The following is a 15,711-nucleotide window of genomic DNA, read 5'->3' as shown; positions in this document are numbered from 1 at the left end:
AACTTATCCTCGGGGATCGAACGCCTCACGCAAGGCGTCCCCGATAAACACCAGCAACGACAAGATCACCGCCAGCGCGAAAAACGCGGTAAAGCCCAGCCACGGCGCCTCCAGGTGCTGTTTGCCCTGGGTCACCAGCTCTCCCAGCGAAGCACTCCCGGCCGGCATGCCGAACCCGAGAAAATCCAGCGCAGTCAGGGTGGTGATCGCCCCGGTCAGCATGAACGGCACATAGGTCAGGGTTGCGTTCATGGCATTGGGCAGGATGTGCCGCAGCATCACCTGGCTGTCCGGCAGGCCCAGCGCCCGGGCTGCCTTTACATACTCCAGGTTTCGTCCACGCAGAAACTCGGCCCGTACCACATCGACCAGCGTCAGCCAGGAGAACAGCGCCATGATCCCCAGCAACCACCAGAAATCCGGTTCGACAAAGCCGCTGAGGATGATCAGCAGGTACAGCACCGGCAAGCCTGACCACACCTCCAGCAGGCGCTGGCCGAGCAGGTCGACCCAACCGCCGTGGTAGCCCTGCAACGCGCCGGCTATCACGCCAATGAGCACGCTGACGACGGTCAGGGCAAACGCGAACAGCAGCGATACCCGCGTGCCGTACAGTACCCGCGCCAGCACATCGCGCCCTTGGTCGTCGGTGCCCAGCCAGTTGCTTGCACTTGGCGGGCTGGGGGTGGGGACTTGCAGGTCGTAGTTGGGGGTGTCGGCGCTGAACGGGATGGGCGCGAACAGCATCCAGCCGCCTTGTTCCGCGATCAGTTGGCGCACATACGCACTGCGGTAATCGGGCTGGAACGGCAAATGGCCACCAAACTGCTGCTCGGTGTAGCGCTTGAGTGCCGGCATGTACAGCTCGCCCTTGTAGCCCAGCAGCAGTGGTTTGTCGTTGGCCACCAGCTCTGCGCACATGCTCAACAGCATTAGGCCGGCGAACAGCCACAGCGAGACCCAGCCCAGGCGGTTGCGGCGAAAGCGTTGCAGGCGACGGCGCGAGACGGGGGAAAGCATCAGTGCGCCCTCGTATCGAAGTCGATGCGAGGGTCGAGCAACGTGTACGACAGGTCCCCGATCAGGCGGATCAACAGGCCCGCCAGGGTGAAGATGAACAGCGTGCCGAACACGACCGGGTAATCCCGCGACACCGCTGCGTCATAGCTCATGCGGCCCAGGCCATCGAGCGAAAAGATCACTTCGATCAGCAAGGATCCAGCGAAGAACACCGTTATCAGTGCCTGCGGCAACCCCGCTACCACCAGCAGCATGGCATTGCGCAGTACATGGCCATACAGCACCCGGCGTTCACTCAGGCCTTTGGCCCGGGCGGTGACCACGTATTGGCGGGAAATCTCGTCGAGGAAGGCGTTTTTGGTCAGCAACGTGAGGGTCGCGAAACCGCCAATCACCAAGGCGCCGACGGGCAGCACCAGGTGCCAGAAGTAGTCGGCAACCTTGCCCAGCAGGCTGAGTTCATCGAAGTTATCCGAAACCAGGCCGCGCACCGGAAACCAGTTGAGCGAGGTACCACCGGCGAACAGCACGATCAGCAGCAGGGCGAAAAGGAACGAGGGCAGGGCATAGCCGACCACGATCAGCGCGCTGCTCCAGGCATCGAAGCGGCTGCCGTGGCGCACCGCCTTGCGAATGCCCAGCGGGATCGACACCAGATAGGTGATCAGCGTGGCCCAGAAACCCAGCGAAAGGGTCACCGGCAACTTGTCCAGGATCAGGTCCGTGACCGTGGTGCCGCGGAAGAAACTGTTGCCGAAGTCCAGCCGGGCATACTGGCCCAGCATCAGCCACAGGCGCTCGGGGGCGGACTTGTCGAAACCGTACTGGCGCTTGATCGCCTCGATCAGTTTCGGGTCCAGGCCTCGTGTGGCGCGGGAGTCACCGTGCACCACTTCGGCCCGTGCGCCGGGTGCGCCGCCGCCAAGCCCTTGCAGGCGCGCCACGGCCTGTTCTACCGGGCCACCCGGCGCAGCCTGGACGATGGCGAAGTTGACCAGCAGGATCGCCAGCAAGGTCGGGATGATCAACAACAGACGGCGCAGGATGTAGGTGGTCATGGCAAGGCCTTCTGGCGTTCAGCCATTTGCGCGTTGGTCAGCGGGGTGGGGCTTATCTCCCACCAGGTGTCCAGGCCTTCGTCATAGGCCGCCTGGACCTTGGGCAGGCCAAAGCGGTTCCACCAGGCGGTGGAGCTACCTGGCGGGTAGTAGTTGGGGATCCAGTAGTAGTTCCATTGCAGCACTCGGTCCAGGGCGCGTGCGTGCTGCAGCATGTCGGCCTGGGTGTCGGCACGCACCAGGCCATCGATCAGGCGGTCCACGGCCGGGTCTTGCAGCACCATCAGGTTGTTCGAGCCGGGGTCGTGGGCGGCTGCCGAACCAAAGTAGTTGTACAACTCGGCACCCGGCGACAGGGTAACCGGGTAGCCGGTGACGATCATGTCGTAGTCACGCGCCATCAGCCGGTTGACGTACTGGGCAGGGTCGACATTGCGGATGTTCAGGGTGACGCCTATCTGGGCCAGGTTGCGCTTCCAAGGCAGTAGCAGGCGCTCCATGCCCGACTGGCCGTTGAGGAAGGTGAAGGCCAATGGTGTGCCGTCGCTGTTCACCAGGCGGTCGCCTTCGGGGTGCCAACCGGCTTGTTCAAGCAGGGCCAGGGCCTGCAACTGTTGTTTGCGGATGATCCCGGACCCGTCGGTGACCGGGGCGCTGAACACGGTGGTGAACACTTCTTCCGGTACGTTGCCGCGCAACGGCTCAAGCAGCTTCAGCTCGCCGGCATCCGGCAGCTTGCGGGCCGCCAGCGGGGTGTTGGAGAACACGCTTTGTTGGCGGATGTACATATTGCGCATCATCTGCCGGTTGCTCCACTCGTAGTCCCACAACATGCCCAGCGCCTGGCGCACCCGGCGGTCCTTGAACTGCGGCTGGTCGAGGTTGAACACGAAGCCTTGGGCTACTTGCGGTTTGGCCGGGCCAAGGTGGGCGCGTTGCAGGCGACCATCCTCCAGTTGCGCGCCGTTGTAACCCAGGGTGTAAGCGGTGGCGGAGAACTCGCGGTTGTAGTCGTAACCCCCGCCTTTGAGCACCTGCCGGGCCACCTCGGTATCGCCGAAGTACTCGATGCGCAGCGTGTCGAAATTGTAGCGGCCACGGCTGGCGGGGAGGTCGCGCGCCCACCAGGTGGGGTCGCGTTCGAAGGTGATGCTGCGGCCGTTGTCGATGCGCCCGATGCGGTAAGGGCCGCTGCCGACTGGCTTGTCAAAGCCGGCACCGTTGGCGAAGTCGCGTTGCTGCCAGTCGTGTTCGGGCAGTACCGGCAGGCTGGCGAGGTCCAGGGCCAGGGTGCGACCGTGCCCGGGCTTGAAGTCGAAGCGCACGCTGTGCGGGTTTTCCACGGTCACGCCAGTGACCTCGGCGAACTGGGTGCGGTACTTGAGGCTGCCTTTGTTCATCAACAGCTCGAAGGTGAAACGTACATCGTCGGCGCGCACCGGTTTGCCATCGGCGAAGGTGGCACGCGGGTCGATATTGAAACGCAGCCAGGCATCGTCGGGGCCGCGCTCCATACTATGGGCGATCAGGCCATAGACGGTATAGGGTTCATCGAAGGAGCGCACGGCCAGTGGCGCATACAACAGGCCATCCACTTCGCTGACGCCAATGCCTTTGTCGATGTATGGCAGAATGTGGTCGAACTGGCCGATCTCGATGGCCGAGCGGCGCAGGATGCCGCCCTTGGGGGCGTTGGGGTTGACGTAGTCGAAGTGCTGGAAGCTGGCGTTGTAGCGGGGGGCTTCACCGTAGACGGTGAGTGCGTGGGTGGGGGCGGCTTGGGTATTGAAAGCCAGACAAAGCAAGAACAGGCCCCACAAACCCTGTAGGAGCGGGCGTGCCCGCGAATGCGTCGGCCCAGGCAACGAGGTTGTCTGGTCTGGCCTATTCGCGGGCAAGCCCGCTCCCACACGGACTTTCATCGGCTGCGAGGACTTAGTCCTGGCGGCTGGTCACTTCCAGCAGGTGGTAGCCGAACTGGGTTTTCACCGGGCCTTGCACGGTGTTGACCGGTGCGCTGAACACCACGGTGTCGAATTCCTTGACCATCTGGCCTGGGCCGAACGAGCCCAGGTCACCGCCCTGACGGCTGGACGGGCAGGTGGAGTTGGCTTTGGCGATTTCAGCGAAGTCGGCGCCTGCTTCGATCTGGGCTTTGAGTTCGTTGCACTTATCTTCGGTGGCGACCAAGATGTGGCGGGCGGTTGCACGGGCCATGGGTACTGCTCCTTGGGGTAAAAAGGCAAGCCTAGCGCACTTGCTTGGGGTATGTCTCGCCAGGCTTGCAAGCTTCGCCTTACAGTTTTTGTGCCGCTTCGCGCAACAGGGTTTCGGTCGAGGCCCAGCCCAGGCAGCCGTCGGTGATCGACACGCCGTATTTCAGTGCGCCCTTGCCCAGCGCCTGACAGCCATCGAACAGGTGCCCTTCGATCATCACGCCGATGATCGAGCGATCGCCGGCCAGGCGCTGCGCCAGCACATCGTTGAACACGGCGGGCTGACGCGCCGGGTCCTTGCCGCTGTTGGCGTGGCTGCAATCGACCATGATGCTTGCGTGCAATCCAACCTTGGCCAGTGCCTGACGGGCCATGGCGATGCTGTTGGCATCGTAGTTGGGGCCTTTGTGGCCACCGCGCAGTACCAGGTGCGTGTCCGGGTTGCCCAGGGTTTCGATGATCGCCGGGTGGCCCTGCGCATCCATGCCGAAGTGGCGGTGCGGGTGGGCGGCGCTGCGCATGGCGTCGCTGGCGATGGCGATGCCGCCGTCGGTGCCGTTCTTGAAGCCGACTGGCAGCTCCAGGCCACTGACCATTTCCCGGTGAATCTGCGATTCGGTGGTGCGTGCGCCAATTGCGGCCCAGGCCAGCAGGTCGTCGAAGTAGCCGGCGGCCATCGGTTGCAGCAGCTCGGTGGCGATCGGCAGGCCGCGTTCGATGATGCTCAGCATCAACCCACGGGACAACGCGATGCCCGAGTGCATGTCGTCACTGCCATCGAGGTGCGGGTCGTAAGCGAGGCCTTTCCAGCCCACGGTAGTGCGCGGTTTTTCGACGTAGGCGCGCATCACCAGCAGCAGCTTGTTGCTGACTTCACGGCTGAGAGCGGCGAGGCGGTCGGCGTATTCCAGGGCTGAGCGAGGGTCGTGGATCGAGCAGGGGCCGACAATCACCAACAGGCGCGGATCGCGGCCTTCGAGGATGTCGCGGATGGCCTGGCGGTGGGCATGGACTTGCTGGGTGAGTTCGCTGGACAGCGGCATTTGCTGCTTGAGCAGGTGCGGGCTGGGCAGGCGCTTGCTGACGGTGGTGTTGGCTGCTTGCGGCTGGGTCAGGGGCAGGGCGAGGCTGGAAGCTTGCATGGCGTTTTTCCCTGGGCGGACGGCGGGTTCTGGCCCGCGTGGTCGGCCCTATCGAGGTGTTCGACAGATCGTTGAATTCGTATTGGCTGCTGCATTGCCACCTGTGGAAGACCGGTCGGAGGCGGCAGGCTGGCCCGAACGGGATTGGCTAAATCGCCAGGCATAGGTGTTTGCGTAGTAATAAGTGGCGTAGTTCATGAATCTGTCCTCAATGTGAATCGGTGTTGTTCAAAGGCCTGAAAAGCAAAACCCCCGGTCGGGGAGCCGACCGGGGGTTTGAGTATTCTCATGTTCGGCGGCCCCTCGAAGGTGGGCGCCGTGTGGGTATCGGCGCCTAGTGGCTAAACCAATACCCAAAGTAATAGCTGGCAAGTGCCACGCAGCCAGCAACGGCCAGCACAGGGCGCAGGGTGCGACCGGTGTGGTTGGCGTGGTTGCGGGTGTGTTTCGGCATGTTGCTCTCCAGTGAATGAGCCCGAGCTTACTTCAGTTCGTTCGGGCCATTCAATGGATAAATGCTATTGGGGTAATCATTAGTTTTTGTACTGGTTGGTTCAATGGCCATAACGCCCGAGCTAGTGGCTGTCTTGGTCCTCTGCAGTGCCTCCGGTGTGCCCCGCACCGGAGCCGGTCGCCTCGCCGGTGCTATTGGAGCCACCGCTCGCGCCGTCGGCGGCATCGGTGTTGCTGCCGGTGTCGCTGCTGTCGTTGCTTTTACCACTGCCGGGGCTGTTGACGCTGCTGCCCTCACCCGCCGTCTTGCCGCCAGACTGATCGGTCTGTGGGCGACCGTCGGTGTTGGTGTGTGTATCGGTGTTGGTGGCAGCGAAGGCGGTGCCGGTGAGGCTGGCCAGGGCCAGCGCGAGGTACAGGGAGAGCGGACGAATGCGGATCATGGAAAGTCTCCTTTGCGGATGGTCTGTCATTCGTTTGGCCAAGTGCGGGGAGCGGGGTGCGCTTTGGGCGACGAGCGGTAACTTCAGGGGCCGCAAAGCGGCCCCTGGGATCAATGATATTCCGAGCGCTGTGCTGGTGCCGGGTTTTCTACCGGCTCCAGCGGCGGATGCTCCTGCGCGGCGTGCATCAGGTCTTCGGTCACGCGCAGTTCGGCGCCGGTTGGCGAGAACGTGGTCGAAGCCGTAAACGGCGCCGGGTGCTCCGCCGCCGGGCGTTTGCCACGGCGCCACATGAAGAAGCACACCATGCCCAGGTTGACCACGGCAAAGGCCCAGAACAGGCCGGCCTCGCCAAATTCGGTCATCATCGGCGACATGGCGACCGGCGCCATGGCGGAGCCCAGCGAGTTGATCAGCAGCAGGCCCTGAATCATCGGTACCAGCGCATCGGACGGTGCCCGGTCGGCGGCGTGGCTGACCGCCACCGGGTACAGCGTGAACACGCCGCCCCCCAGCAGGAAGAGCATGGCTGGCAGCAGGAACGAGTCCGACGGCAGGAACACCGTGACCAGTGACAGCACCACACACAGCGCGGCCAGGGCGATCAGCACATCCTGGCGGTCCTTGCGGTCGGACCAGCGCCCGACCGGGTATTGCAGCAGCATGGCGCCGAGGATCACCCAAGCCATCATGTTACCGACCTCACCCACCTCCAGGCCGATGCGTTGCAAATACAGCGGCAGCAGGGAATAGATCCCGGCAATGGCCACGCCCGAGCCGAAGCAGCCCACCAGGCCCGACGGTGCCACACCCAGCAGCTGGCGGGGTTTGAGCGGTTCGACCTGGTCCAGCAGGGGCGATACCCGCGGCAAGATCACGATGGGCAGCACCGAAAGTGAAGCCAGCACGCCAGCCAGCATGAAGGGGGCGGTGTCACCCAGCTGCGTGATTTCGCCAAGGCCGGCCTGGGCGATTACCCCGGCGCCGTAGAAGGCGATCATGTACAGCGCAAGCAGGCGGCCGCGGATCTTGGCGTCGCCGGCCAGCAGCAGCCAGCTTTCGATCACCAGGAACACGCCGACCGCTGCCCAGCCGTTGATCAGGCGCAGCACAGACCACCAGGTGACGTCGTAGAACAACCCTTGCAGCAGGATGGTCGCGGCTATCAGCGAAGCGAAGCTGGTGTAGGCGCGGATATGGCCGATGCGCAAGATCAGCCGGTCGTTGAAGATTGCACCCAGGGTCAGGCCGATGAAGTAGGTCGACGAGACAATACCGATGGTGGTGGCTGATTCACCGGCAGCGCCCAGGCGCAGGGTGGTCAGGGAAGACATGAAGCCGTTGCCCAGGGCAATGATGAACAACCCGAGCAGGGGCGCCAGCGCCATGGCCAGCAAACGCGGAGACATACGTACCTCTAGTTGGATGAGCGGAATGAGCGCCTTCTCGGACGCGCACACCGGCCCGACCCGGCAAGGGGCGAGTGGCTACACGGATGCGACCTGGGCAAGACTCAACCGCTGGGCCCTTTGGGAAATGGGCCGCGCGGGGAGGGTTGAGCCTATTTCACATGTGCGTTCATGTGTTCAGGCACGGACTCTGTCATTGCTGCCGGTTGCCACCGTTCAAGGCGACGGGCGAAAAGGAGGCGCGATTCTACGGGCTTGCGCAGTTTTGCCCAAGGGGCAGTGGTATGCGACGAGACGCCGCAGTCTGTGGGCGACATGAATGTGTCTGTGGCAGACAAGCCAGTGCTGCAGGGCAAACCCGGCAAGCCACTACCTGTCCCGCAGTTGCCATCCCTGATGGGTCAGCACCATGGCCCGGGTATCTTTGAGCGGCGCATCATGACTGGCCACAGCCTTGCCCAGTTCGGCAATGCTGGCTTTGACCTGTTCATCACCGGCCCATGCCGGTAGCCCGGTAATCGTGTAGGCATAGGTCACATTCGATGTCTTCTGTCCCGTGGCTTCGCTTGGCGCGCTGAACTGTTCGATCGCTGTTACCTGCGCCTTGCCAAAGCACAGGCCGTGGTCCGCCTTGTAATACTTGCGGCCTTCGTCGGTAAGCGCGTAGGCATAGTAGATGTCCGTACGTGCCGGTTGCCACAGCCGGGCAGGCACCTCGGTGCGCGAGATTTCCTTCTCACTGACCACGCCCACCCTGGCCAAGGCATGCAGCGCCTTGTTGGTGCCGTGCAGGTCGAAGTCCTGGGTCTTGGTGGGAAATGAGCTGATGACGAAGCAGTGCGGATACTGGGTGTCGAGGTAGGCCTGGGCGGCTTTCCTGAAACCGGCCTCGGGGGTGTCACTGCTGTCGGAGCAACCTGTCAGGGTTGCCAGCAGCGCCAGCGGCATGATCTTCCTGTACATGGTGAAACGTCCTTGAATGGCGAAGATAAAACCGATGGCTGAAGATTAGACCCACGGGTTAGAGCGGCGCAATCGTGGCAAGACGGCATCGCTATGGCTCACCTCGGGTATCGATACTGACGACCACCGACATGCCTGGGCGCAGTCGCCTGGCGTCGTCCTGGCCGGCATCCACAGTAATGCGCACTGGAATTCGCTGGGCAATCTTGACGAAGTTGCCGGTGGCATTGTCCGCCTGCAGCAGGGCGAACTCCGAGCCGGTGGCTGGCGATATCTGCTGTACATGCCCTTGCAACTTCAGGTGGTTCAGGGCATCCACGGTGAACGTCGCCGGCTGGCCGATGCGTACATTGGCCATCTGGGTTTCCTTCATGTTGGCGATGACCCACAAGGTGTCGGGTACCAGCGCCATCAGCTGCGCGCCAGAATTCACATAAGCCCCCAGGCGTGTGCCGATCTGCCCCAGCTGGCCGTCGCGCGGGGCGGTGACGCGGGTATTGTCGAGGTCGATGCGCGCCAGTTCCACGGCCGCCTTGGCATTCTCCACCGATGCTTCCAGCGCGGCCCGGTTGACCACCACCGTTTCACGGTCCTGGTGGGCGATTTCCAGCGCTGCCTTGGCCTGGGCCAGGCTGGCGACCGCTGCCGCTTCGCTGGCACGGGCCAGGTCCAGGTCGCGCCGCGACACCGAGCCGTCGTTGACCAGCGCCTGGTTGCGGCTCAGGTCGGCTTTGGCCTTGATCGCCTGGGCCATCGCATCGCCGATGGCCGCCTGGCGCTGGGCGATGGTGGCTTCGGCACTGTTGCGCTGCTGCAGGTTGTTGGCCAGTGCTGCCTGTTGTTGCTGCAGTTGGGCAATGGCCTGTGCCAGGCGCTGTTTGTAGATGCGGTCGTCCAGTTGCACCAGGAGGTCACCGGCCTTGACGAACTGGAAGTCGTGCACCGGCACGTCGACAATGTAGCCACTCAGTTGTGGGCCGATGATGGTCACCTGGCCGCGTACCAGCGCATTTTCGGTACTTTCGATGGCGCTGCCGAACGGTGGCAGGCGCCAGGCATACAGCACCAGCAGGATGCCGGCCAGGGCCACACAGGCGAAACTGATTGACGAGAGGATGCGTACCCGCCGCGAACGTACCGGGCTGGTAGGCTCGCTGGGTGGTGTGGCACCTTCCGGGGTTTCGGCGATGGCGGTGGTGGTCGTGGTGCGGGTGTCGTCGGTCATCGGTTGGGCGCGCCGGGGGTGGAGTCGGTGAGGGCGGCCTGGCGTTTTGTGTACCAGAGCCAGGTGCTACGGATGCAGATCCAGATCATTGTCAGGATAGCGATACCGCCAATCAGCACGAACACGTCGTTGTAGGCCATGATGTTCGCCTCGCGGGTGGCGGCGCTGGCCAGCAGGCGCATGCCGGCTTCGCTACGCAGGGCCGGGTCGGCGATGATGCCGCCGTAACCGCTGCCGCCGCTCTGCACACGCGCATTGACCAAGGGTTCGAGGTAGCTGAGGCGGTCCATCAGGTGACTGGAATGGAATTTTTCCCGCCAGGTCTGGAAGGTGCCCAGCAACGCCGCGCCAATCAGGCCACCGAGGTTGTTGCAGATGCCGAACAGTACCGAAAAGCTCACCAGGTTGCGTGGGTTGGCGCGCACATGGCTGATGCCCAAGGCCATCGACGGGCCGAGAAAGAAGGTGCTGCCAAAGGCCAGCAGAAACTGGCTGAAGTACATTTGTGCCGGGCGCGTGAGGTTGCTGGAGCTGCTGTCCATGAAGGCGCCGGCAGCCATGGCCAGCAACGAGACGAACAGCGGAATCACCAAGTGGTTGGGGTTGATGGTGAGAGCGCTGCTGGCCAGGCCTGCCAAGGCACCCAGCAGCATGATCCAGTACAGCGTGCGCATTTGCTCGCTGCCCATGTTCAGCGCCTGCAAAAAGCCGACTGCGCCCGTGGACTGTTCGGACGTGACCATGCGGATCAACACCACGCACAGCGCCAGGCGAATGACTGCACCGCTGCCCAGCCAATGGGTCATCAACAACGGGTTCTGCCGGTTGTGCTCGATGGCCAGGCCGCTGAAGAGCAGGCCGATCGAGGCCGCCAGCGCCACGCCGATCCACGGCGCCTCCAGCCACCAGTCGATGCGCCCCAGCGACAGCACGGCGCAAAGCAGGGCTGTGCCACTGGCGATCAGGGTGAAGGTGAGGAAGTCCAGGGGCTCGAAGGTCTTGAAACGGTCACCGGGTGGCAACTTGAGCATCAACACGCAACCCAGCGCGGCCAGCGCCAGGCCCAGCTCGAACAGGTACAGGCCACGCCATTCGGCGATTTGCAGCAGGTCTTCGGAAAAGATGCGTGCCAGCGGCAGTGCCAGCTGCGAGGCGCCCAGGCCCAGCACCATTGCCTTGAGCCGCCATTGCGCCGGGAACGCCTGGATCATGTAATACAGCCCCAGCGAGCTGAGCGCGGCACCGACCATGCCGTGGGCCGCGCGTACCGCGATGGCCGAGTTGAGGTCGTTGACCAGCAGGTGGGCGAAGGTGACCAGGGCGTACAGCACCAGGAACACCTCGGTGAAGGCACGCAGGCCGAATTGTTGGCGAAACTTCACCAGCAGCAGGTTGATGGACACGTTGGTCATGACGTAGGCGGCAGGCAGCCAGGCCATTTCTGCCGTGGTCGCGCCCAAGGCGCCTTGCAGGAACACCAGGTTGGCGGTGACCAACGCGTTGCCAAGGCCACCGGTGATTGCGACCAGCAGGCCGACCACACCGTAGGCCAGGCGCTTGGCTGGCGAATGCAGGGGCGTGGAGGGGGAGCCCGGCAGGCTGGGTTTTTCGTGGGGGAGCCACTGGCGTGGGGCGTACTTGTCCATGGGCAGACTGTACTTGAGCGGCGGTTGCTGCTGCTAGGTGCATGCCTTGGTTTTTGTGGTGGCATTGAGATCGTGTGCATGAACATCGCACCGGTCAGCAGCCGCAGGCCGTCCACCGGCTCACCGAACACATTCAGCTCCACCCCCACCCCCTTGTTGACCTGTTCGCCGTCCATGTTGAAGGTGTCCTGCTGCGAACGACACATGTTCGCAGGGCTTGATCACCAGGCCATACACCGGGGGAGTGATGGATTCGTCGTAAGGCGTGTTGCGCGCACCGGTGCCGGTCGCCCAGCTGTCGACGCTGATCGATTGCCGGCTTACGCCCACGGTCAGCGGTGCCCTACTGCAACTGCCCTAGCCAACCCTGCAGTCAGCCGTGGTGCTCGGTGTACAGCGTCTGGACCTGCAGGTTGAGGGTAGGTCGGCGGGCGGCATGGCAGGCGCGAGGTTCCGGGAGAGGGGTGCAATCAAGAATTGATCGCAATCTGTGGCCCTGCCTGGAACCTGGCAATGCGCGCTTTTACAAGGCCTCGGCCAAAAACGCCGCTGTGCGGCTTGCCGCACACCCAGCCACCACCTGCGGCGTGCCACTCACCACCACCTTGCCCCCGGCATCGCCGGCACCCGGCCCGATATCGATCACCCAGTCGCTTTGCGCTACCACACGCATGTCATGTTCGACCACCACCACGCTGTGCCCGCCGTCGACCAGGCGGTTCAGTTGCACCAGCAACCGATCGATGTCTTGCGGGTGCAAGCCGTTGGTGGGCTCGTCCAGCACATACAGCGTTGCCCCGCGGGCCGTGCGTTGCAGCTCGGTCGCCAGTTTGATCCGTTGCGCTTCACCACCGGACAGTTCGGTAGCCGGCTGGCCCAGGCGAAGGTAGCCCAGGCCGATGTCCTGCAACACTTGCAGGCAACGCCGCGCCGGTGGCTGTTCGGCAAAGACCTGCAGGGCCTGCTCGACAGTCAGCTGCAGCACTTGGGCAATGTTCATGCCTTGCCAGCTTACCGCCAGGGTTTCAGGGTTGTAGCGGGCGCCATGGCAGGTCGGGCAGGGGGCGTAGACACTGGGCATGAACAGCAGCTCAACGCTGACGAAGCCTTCGCCTTCACAATTGGCGCAGCGCCCCTTGGCAACGTTGAAGGAGAAGCGCCCTGCGTCGAAGCCCTGTGCCTTGGCCTGCTCAGTGGCCGCGAACAGCTTGCGCACGTGGTCGAACAGGCCGGTGTAGGTGGCCAGGTTGGAGCGAGGCGTTCGACCGATCGGCTTCTGGTCGACCTGTACCAGGCGCTTGATGCCGTCCAGCCCAGCGCTGACATGCCCACTGCCGGTCTGCTCAGGCGCGTCCTCCAGGTTTGGTTCTTCGGGCTCGCTGCGTTGCTCGGCATGGCCCAGGTGCGCACCGACCAGCTCCAACAGGGCCTGGCTGACCAGGCTGGACTTGCCCGAGCCGGAAATGCCCGTAACGGCGGTAAAGCAGCCCAGCGGGAAGGCGGCGCTGAGGTTGTTGAGGTTGTTGCGGGTAATGCCTTCAAGTGTGAGCCAGTCTCGGGCCTGGCGTGGCGTGTGTGTGGCCCGGGACTGGGCATTGAACAGGTAGGTGCGGGTGCATGATGGCTCGACCTCGGCCAGGCCTGCGGGCGGCCCGCTGTAGAGGATGGTGCCACCCTGCTCGCCGGCAGCCGGCCCTACATCCACCAGCCAGTCGGCGCGGCGCATGGTGTCCAGGTCGTGCTCCACCACGTACACCGAGTTGCCCGCGTGTTTCAGGCGTTGCAGGGCGTCGAACAACGCTTCGCTGTCGGCCGGGTGCAAGCCGGCCGAGGGCTCGTCGAGCACGTAGATCACACCGAACAGCTGTGAGTTGAGCTGGGTGGCCAGGCGCAAGCGTTGCAGCTCACCCGAGGACAAGGTGGGGGTGCTGCGTTCCAGGGCCAGGTAACCGAGGCCAAGGTCGAGCAGCGTGTCGATGCGCTCCAGCAACTCCTTGGCGATGCGCTGTGCCGCCAGGCGCTTTTCCAGGGTCAGGTCGTCTTGCGGGTGGGCCAGGTAGTCAGCTGCCGCCACTTTGCGGAACACCTCGGCCAACGCCTGCAGTGACAAGTGCGACAGTTCGGCGATATCCAGGCCGGCAAAGGTCACGCCCAGCGCCTCGCGCTTCAAGCGCTTACCCTGGCACAGCGGGCAAGGGCTGGGGCGCATGTACTGGGCCACGCGTTTACGCATCTGTGCGCTCTGCGAGTGCATGAAGGTATGCAGCACGTAACGCCGGGCACCCATGAACGTGCCTTGGTAACTAGGCTCCTGCTTGCGCTTGAGTGCGGCGCGGGTCTGCGCGGGCGTCAGGCCGGCATACACCGGCGCGGTAGGCGTTTCTTCGGTGAACAGGATCCAGTCGCGTTGCGCCTGGGGCAAGTCGCGCCAAGGGATATCGACGTCATAGCCCAGCGTTACCAGAATGTCGCGCTGGTTCTGCCCCTGCCAGGCCATCGGCCACGCGGCCACCGCGCGTTCGCGAATGGTCAGTGACGGGTCGGGGACCATGGTCGCTTCGGTCACCTCGAAGACCCGGCCCATGCCATGGCACTCCGGGCACGCGCCCTGGGGCGTGTTTGGCGAAAAGTCTTCGGCATACAGCATCGCTTGCCCGGCCGGGTAGTGGCCGGCGCGTGAGTAGAGCATGCGGATCGAGCTGGACAAGGTGGTCACGCTGCCCACCGAGGAACGCGCACTGGGTGTGCCACGTTGCTGCTGCAGGGCCACGGCTGGAGGCAGGCCTTCGATCGCATCTACGTCTGGCACGCCAACCTGGTCGATCAGGCGCCGGGCATAGGGCGCCACTGATTCGAAGTAGCGGCGCTGGGCTTCGGCGTACAACGTGGAGAAGGCCAGTGACGATTTGCCTGAGCCAGATACGCCGGTAAACACCACCAGCGCATCGCGGGGGATATCGACATCAATGTTCTTCAGGTTGTGCTCGCGGGCGCCCCGCACACGGACGAAGCCGTTTGGGGTGGTTGGGCGTGGGGGCATGACGCAGTCCTTGGCTGTTTCGGAACAGTGCGCCCAAGGTAACAGCTATTGCAGCCATCGTGTGTGGGTAATGTTTCCGCTCAGCAATTCTGCGAGTTATTGATTAAGGATGGTGGGGTTAGTGTGAAGGGGCAAGTAACACTAACAGGAACTGAAAAACATGCGAGCTTCATATTTATTGGCCATTGACCAACAGGCCTCCGTGCACACAAGTAATAACGTTCTGCTGCGGCCCTATACACCCTATGGCTATCAGGGGGGCAAGGGCTGCCCGTTGTTGGCCTTTGCCGGAGAGGCTGGCGCGCTTCTGCCGCAGGGTTATTTACTTGGCAACGGCAAGCGTGCCTATCAAACCGGGACAATGCGTTTTCACAGCCCGGATGTATTCAGCCCGTTTGGTCGTGGTGGGCTTAATGCCTATGCCTACTGTACGGGGGACCCGGTTAACAAGGTCGACCGTGATGGTCATTCGCCCACACGGGTAGTCGGGCAAGCAACAGGACTTGTCTGGGGAACGGTGGGTATGTTGTCTTCACTGAACAAGGCATCCAAAGCAATCGTCAAACGTTCAATTGCCAAGGCCAACGGAACGCCAATACCGAAGGAGTTCAACAATTCAAGCCGTACCAATAATGCAATGATATTTGTCGGCGGCCTGGCGGGTACCGTCGTCAAGGCACCCAGTGCAGTGTTTTCTTTTTCAGCGCCCTTTGAGTCAGTGGGGGCTGAACTGATGACCGGGGCCGGAATAGCCGCAAGCTCTCTCGCAGGAGTGGGCAAGCTGAGGCAGCTGTTCAACGATGTCAGATCGACTTATCAGGAAGCCAGATCGAACAGATTGCCACTGGGCAAGTTGGTATTGGAGTCCATCAAGGAAGCCACCGGCTGGAACCGATTACGTGGCCAGGAATCGGCCGTCCTCGAACCCTTGCCTGAACAAGTATTATTAGTTCGCTTCCCCGCCATGAAGTAGTGCTTGCCGTTGCAAGCAATGGCAGCCCTGATCGGCGCTTTCGGTTCCACGCTGTGAAACCAGATTTGATTGTGCTTCATCGCTCCTCGCGCTTATCTGTTCGCAAGCACGACCTGCCTCTGC

At 63.1% G+C, this 15,711-nt stretch carries 12 protein-coding genes and 2 pseudogenes; 1 reads left to right on the top strand and 13 read right to left on the bottom strand.

The window, feature by feature from the left end; genetic code table 11:
- Positions 1-3: 3 nt before the first annotated feature.
- The 13 genes and pseudogenes from ACF8R4_RS19235 to ACF8R4_RS19175 all read right to left on the bottom strand — a co-directional run bounded on the left by ACF8R4_RS19235 (position 4) and on the right by ACF8R4_RS19175 (position 14,615).
- The gene (locus ACF8R4_RS19235) at positions 4-1,020 is read right to left on the bottom strand and encodes an ABC transporter permease (RefSeq protein WP_392493219.1); all 1,017 of its coding nucleotides are present in this window, start codon (positions 1,018-1,020) and stop codon (positions 4-6) included.
- Positions 1,020-2,078 carry a microcin C ABC transporter permease YejB gene (locus ACF8R4_RS19230; protein ID WP_060499314.1) on the bottom strand — a complete coding sequence of 353 codons (1,059 nt, stop codon included), beginning with the start codon at positions 2,076-2,078 and terminating at the stop codon, positions 1,020-1,022. Before ACF8R4_RS19230 ends, ACF8R4_RS19235 begins: the two co-directional genes overlap by 1 nt.
- Positions 2,075-3,874, bottom strand: coding sequence for an extracellular solute-binding protein (locus tag ACF8R4_RS19225; RefSeq protein ID WP_060499423.1), 1,800 nt, complete (start codon positions 3,872-3,874; stop codon positions 2,075-2,077). Before ACF8R4_RS19225 ends, ACF8R4_RS19230 begins: the two co-directional genes overlap by 4 nt.
- A gap of 139 nt (positions 3,875-4,013) precedes the next feature.
- Positions 4,014-4,295 carry a peptidylprolyl isomerase gene (locus tag ACF8R4_RS19220; protein WP_054884552.1) on the bottom strand — a complete coding sequence of 94 codons (282 nt, stop codon included), beginning with the start codon at positions 4,293-4,295 and terminating at the stop codon, positions 4,014-4,016.
- Positions 4,296-4,374: 79 nt separating this feature from the next.
- Positions 4,375-5,436 carry a 3-deoxy-7-phosphoheptulonate synthase gene (locus ACF8R4_RS19215; RefSeq protein WP_392493216.1) on the bottom strand — a complete coding sequence of 354 codons (1,062 nt, stop codon included), beginning with the start codon at positions 5,434-5,436 and terminating at the stop codon, positions 4,375-4,377.
- 575 nt (positions 5,437-6,011) lie between these two features.
- Positions 6,012-6,332 (bottom strand): hypothetical protein, encoded by a 321-nt coding sequence (locus ACF8R4_RS19210; RefSeq protein ID WP_060499316.1) that lies wholly within the window; start codon positions 6,330-6,332, stop codon positions 6,012-6,014.
- A gap of 110 nt (positions 6,333-6,442) precedes the next feature.
- Positions 6,443-7,741: an MFS transporter gene (locus ACF8R4_RS19205; RefSeq protein ID WP_060499317.1), complete on the bottom strand. Its 1,299-nt coding sequence runs from the start codon at positions 7,739-7,741 to the stop codon at positions 6,443-6,445.
- A gap of 369 nt (positions 7,742-8,110) precedes the next feature.
- On the bottom strand, positions 8,111-8,704 hold the full coding sequence (locus tag ACF8R4_RS19200) for a hypothetical protein (RefSeq protein ID WP_164524515.1): 594 nt from the start codon (positions 8,702-8,704) through the stop codon (positions 8,111-8,113).
- Between the two features lie 91 nt (positions 8,705-8,795).
- Positions 8,796-9,929, bottom strand: a complete 1,134-nt coding sequence (locus tag ACF8R4_RS19195; RefSeq protein WP_392493213.1) for an HlyD family secretion protein — start codon at positions 9,927-9,929, stop codon at positions 8,796-8,798.
- Positions 9,926-11,575: an MFS transporter gene (locus ACF8R4_RS19190; RefSeq protein ID WP_060499320.1), complete on the bottom strand. Its 1,650-nt coding sequence runs from the start codon at positions 11,573-11,575 to the stop codon at positions 9,926-9,928. The genes ACF8R4_RS19195 and ACF8R4_RS19190 overlap by 4 nt, the downstream gene beginning before the upstream one ends.
- 71 nt (positions 11,576-11,646) lie before the next feature.
- Positions 11,647-11,920 (bottom strand): annotated as a pseudogene (locus tag ACF8R4_RS19185) (TonB-dependent siderophore receptor); the annotation flags it as partial.
- A gap of 31 nt (positions 11,921-11,951) precedes the next feature.
- Positions 11,952-12,013 (bottom strand): annotated as a pseudogene (locus tag ACF8R4_RS19180) (RNA polymerase subunit sigma); the annotation flags it as partial.
- A gap of 85 nt (positions 12,014-12,098) precedes the next feature.
- Complete coding sequence (locus ACF8R4_RS19175) at positions 12,099-14,615, bottom strand: excinuclease ABC subunit UvrA (protein WP_164524516.1); 2,517 nt, start codon at positions 14,613-14,615, stop codon at positions 12,099-12,101.
- A 160-nt stretch (positions 14,616-14,775) separates the two neighbouring features.
- Here ACF8R4_RS19175 and ACF8R4_RS19170 point away from each other — a divergent pair, with 160 nt between their 5' ends.
- Positions 14,776-15,588, top strand: a complete 813-nt coding sequence (locus tag ACF8R4_RS19170) for an RHS repeat-associated core domain-containing protein (RefSeq protein WP_104834764.1) — start codon at positions 14,776-14,778, stop codon at positions 15,586-15,588.
- Positions 15,589-15,711 lie beyond the last annotated feature (123 nt).

It is taken from the genome of Pseudomonas sp. FYR_2 (assembly GCF_043106425.1).
Taxonomy (GTDB): domain Bacteria; phylum Pseudomonadota; class Gammaproteobacteria; order Pseudomonadales; family Pseudomonadaceae; genus Aquipseudomonas; species Aquipseudomonas monteilii.
This window is presented reverse-complemented; position numbering and strand designations above follow the sequence as displayed.

Coding starts and splice junctions, on each gene's coding strand:
- ACF8R4_RS19235 (WP_392493219.1), bottom strand. CDS start 1,020: ATGCTTTCCCCCGTCTCGCGCCGTCGCCTGCAACGCTTTCGCCGCAAC.
- ACF8R4_RS19230 (WP_060499314.1), bottom strand. CDS start 2,078: ATGACCACCTACATCCTGCGCCGTCTGTTGTTGATCATCCCGACCTTG.
- ACF8R4_RS19220 (WP_054884552.1), bottom strand. CDS start 4,295: ATGGCCCGTGCAACCGCCCGCCACATCTTGGTCGCCACCGAAGATAAG.
- ACF8R4_RS19215 (WP_392493216.1), bottom strand. CDS start 5,436: ATGCAAGCTTCCAGCCTCGCCCTGCCCCTGACCCAGCCGCAAGCAGCC.
- ACF8R4_RS19210 (WP_060499316.1), bottom strand. CDS start 6,332: ATGATCCGCATTCGTCCGCTCTCCCTGTACCTCGCGCTGGCCCTGGCC.
- ACF8R4_RS19205 (WP_060499317.1), bottom strand. CDS start 7,741: ATGTCTCCGCGTTTGCTGGCCATGGCGCTGGCGCCCCTGCTCGGGTTG.
- ACF8R4_RS19200 (WP_164524515.1), bottom strand. CDS start 8,704: ATGTACAGGAAGATCATGCCGCTGGCGCTGCTGGCAACCCTGACAGGT.
- ACF8R4_RS19195 (WP_392493213.1), bottom strand. CDS start 9,929: ATGACCGACGACACCCGCACCACGACCACCACCGCCATCGCCGAAACC.
- ACF8R4_RS19190 (WP_060499320.1), bottom strand. CDS start 11,575: ATGGACAAGTACGCCCCACGCCAGTGGCTCCCCCACGAAAAACCCAGC.
- ACF8R4_RS19175 (WP_164524516.1), bottom strand. CDS start 14,615: ATGCCCCCACGCCCAACCACCCCAAACGGCTTCGTCCGTGTGCGGGGC.
- ACF8R4_RS19170 (WP_104834764.1), top strand. CDS start 14,776: ATGCGAGCTTCATATTTATTGGCCATTGACCAACAGGCCTCCGTGCAC.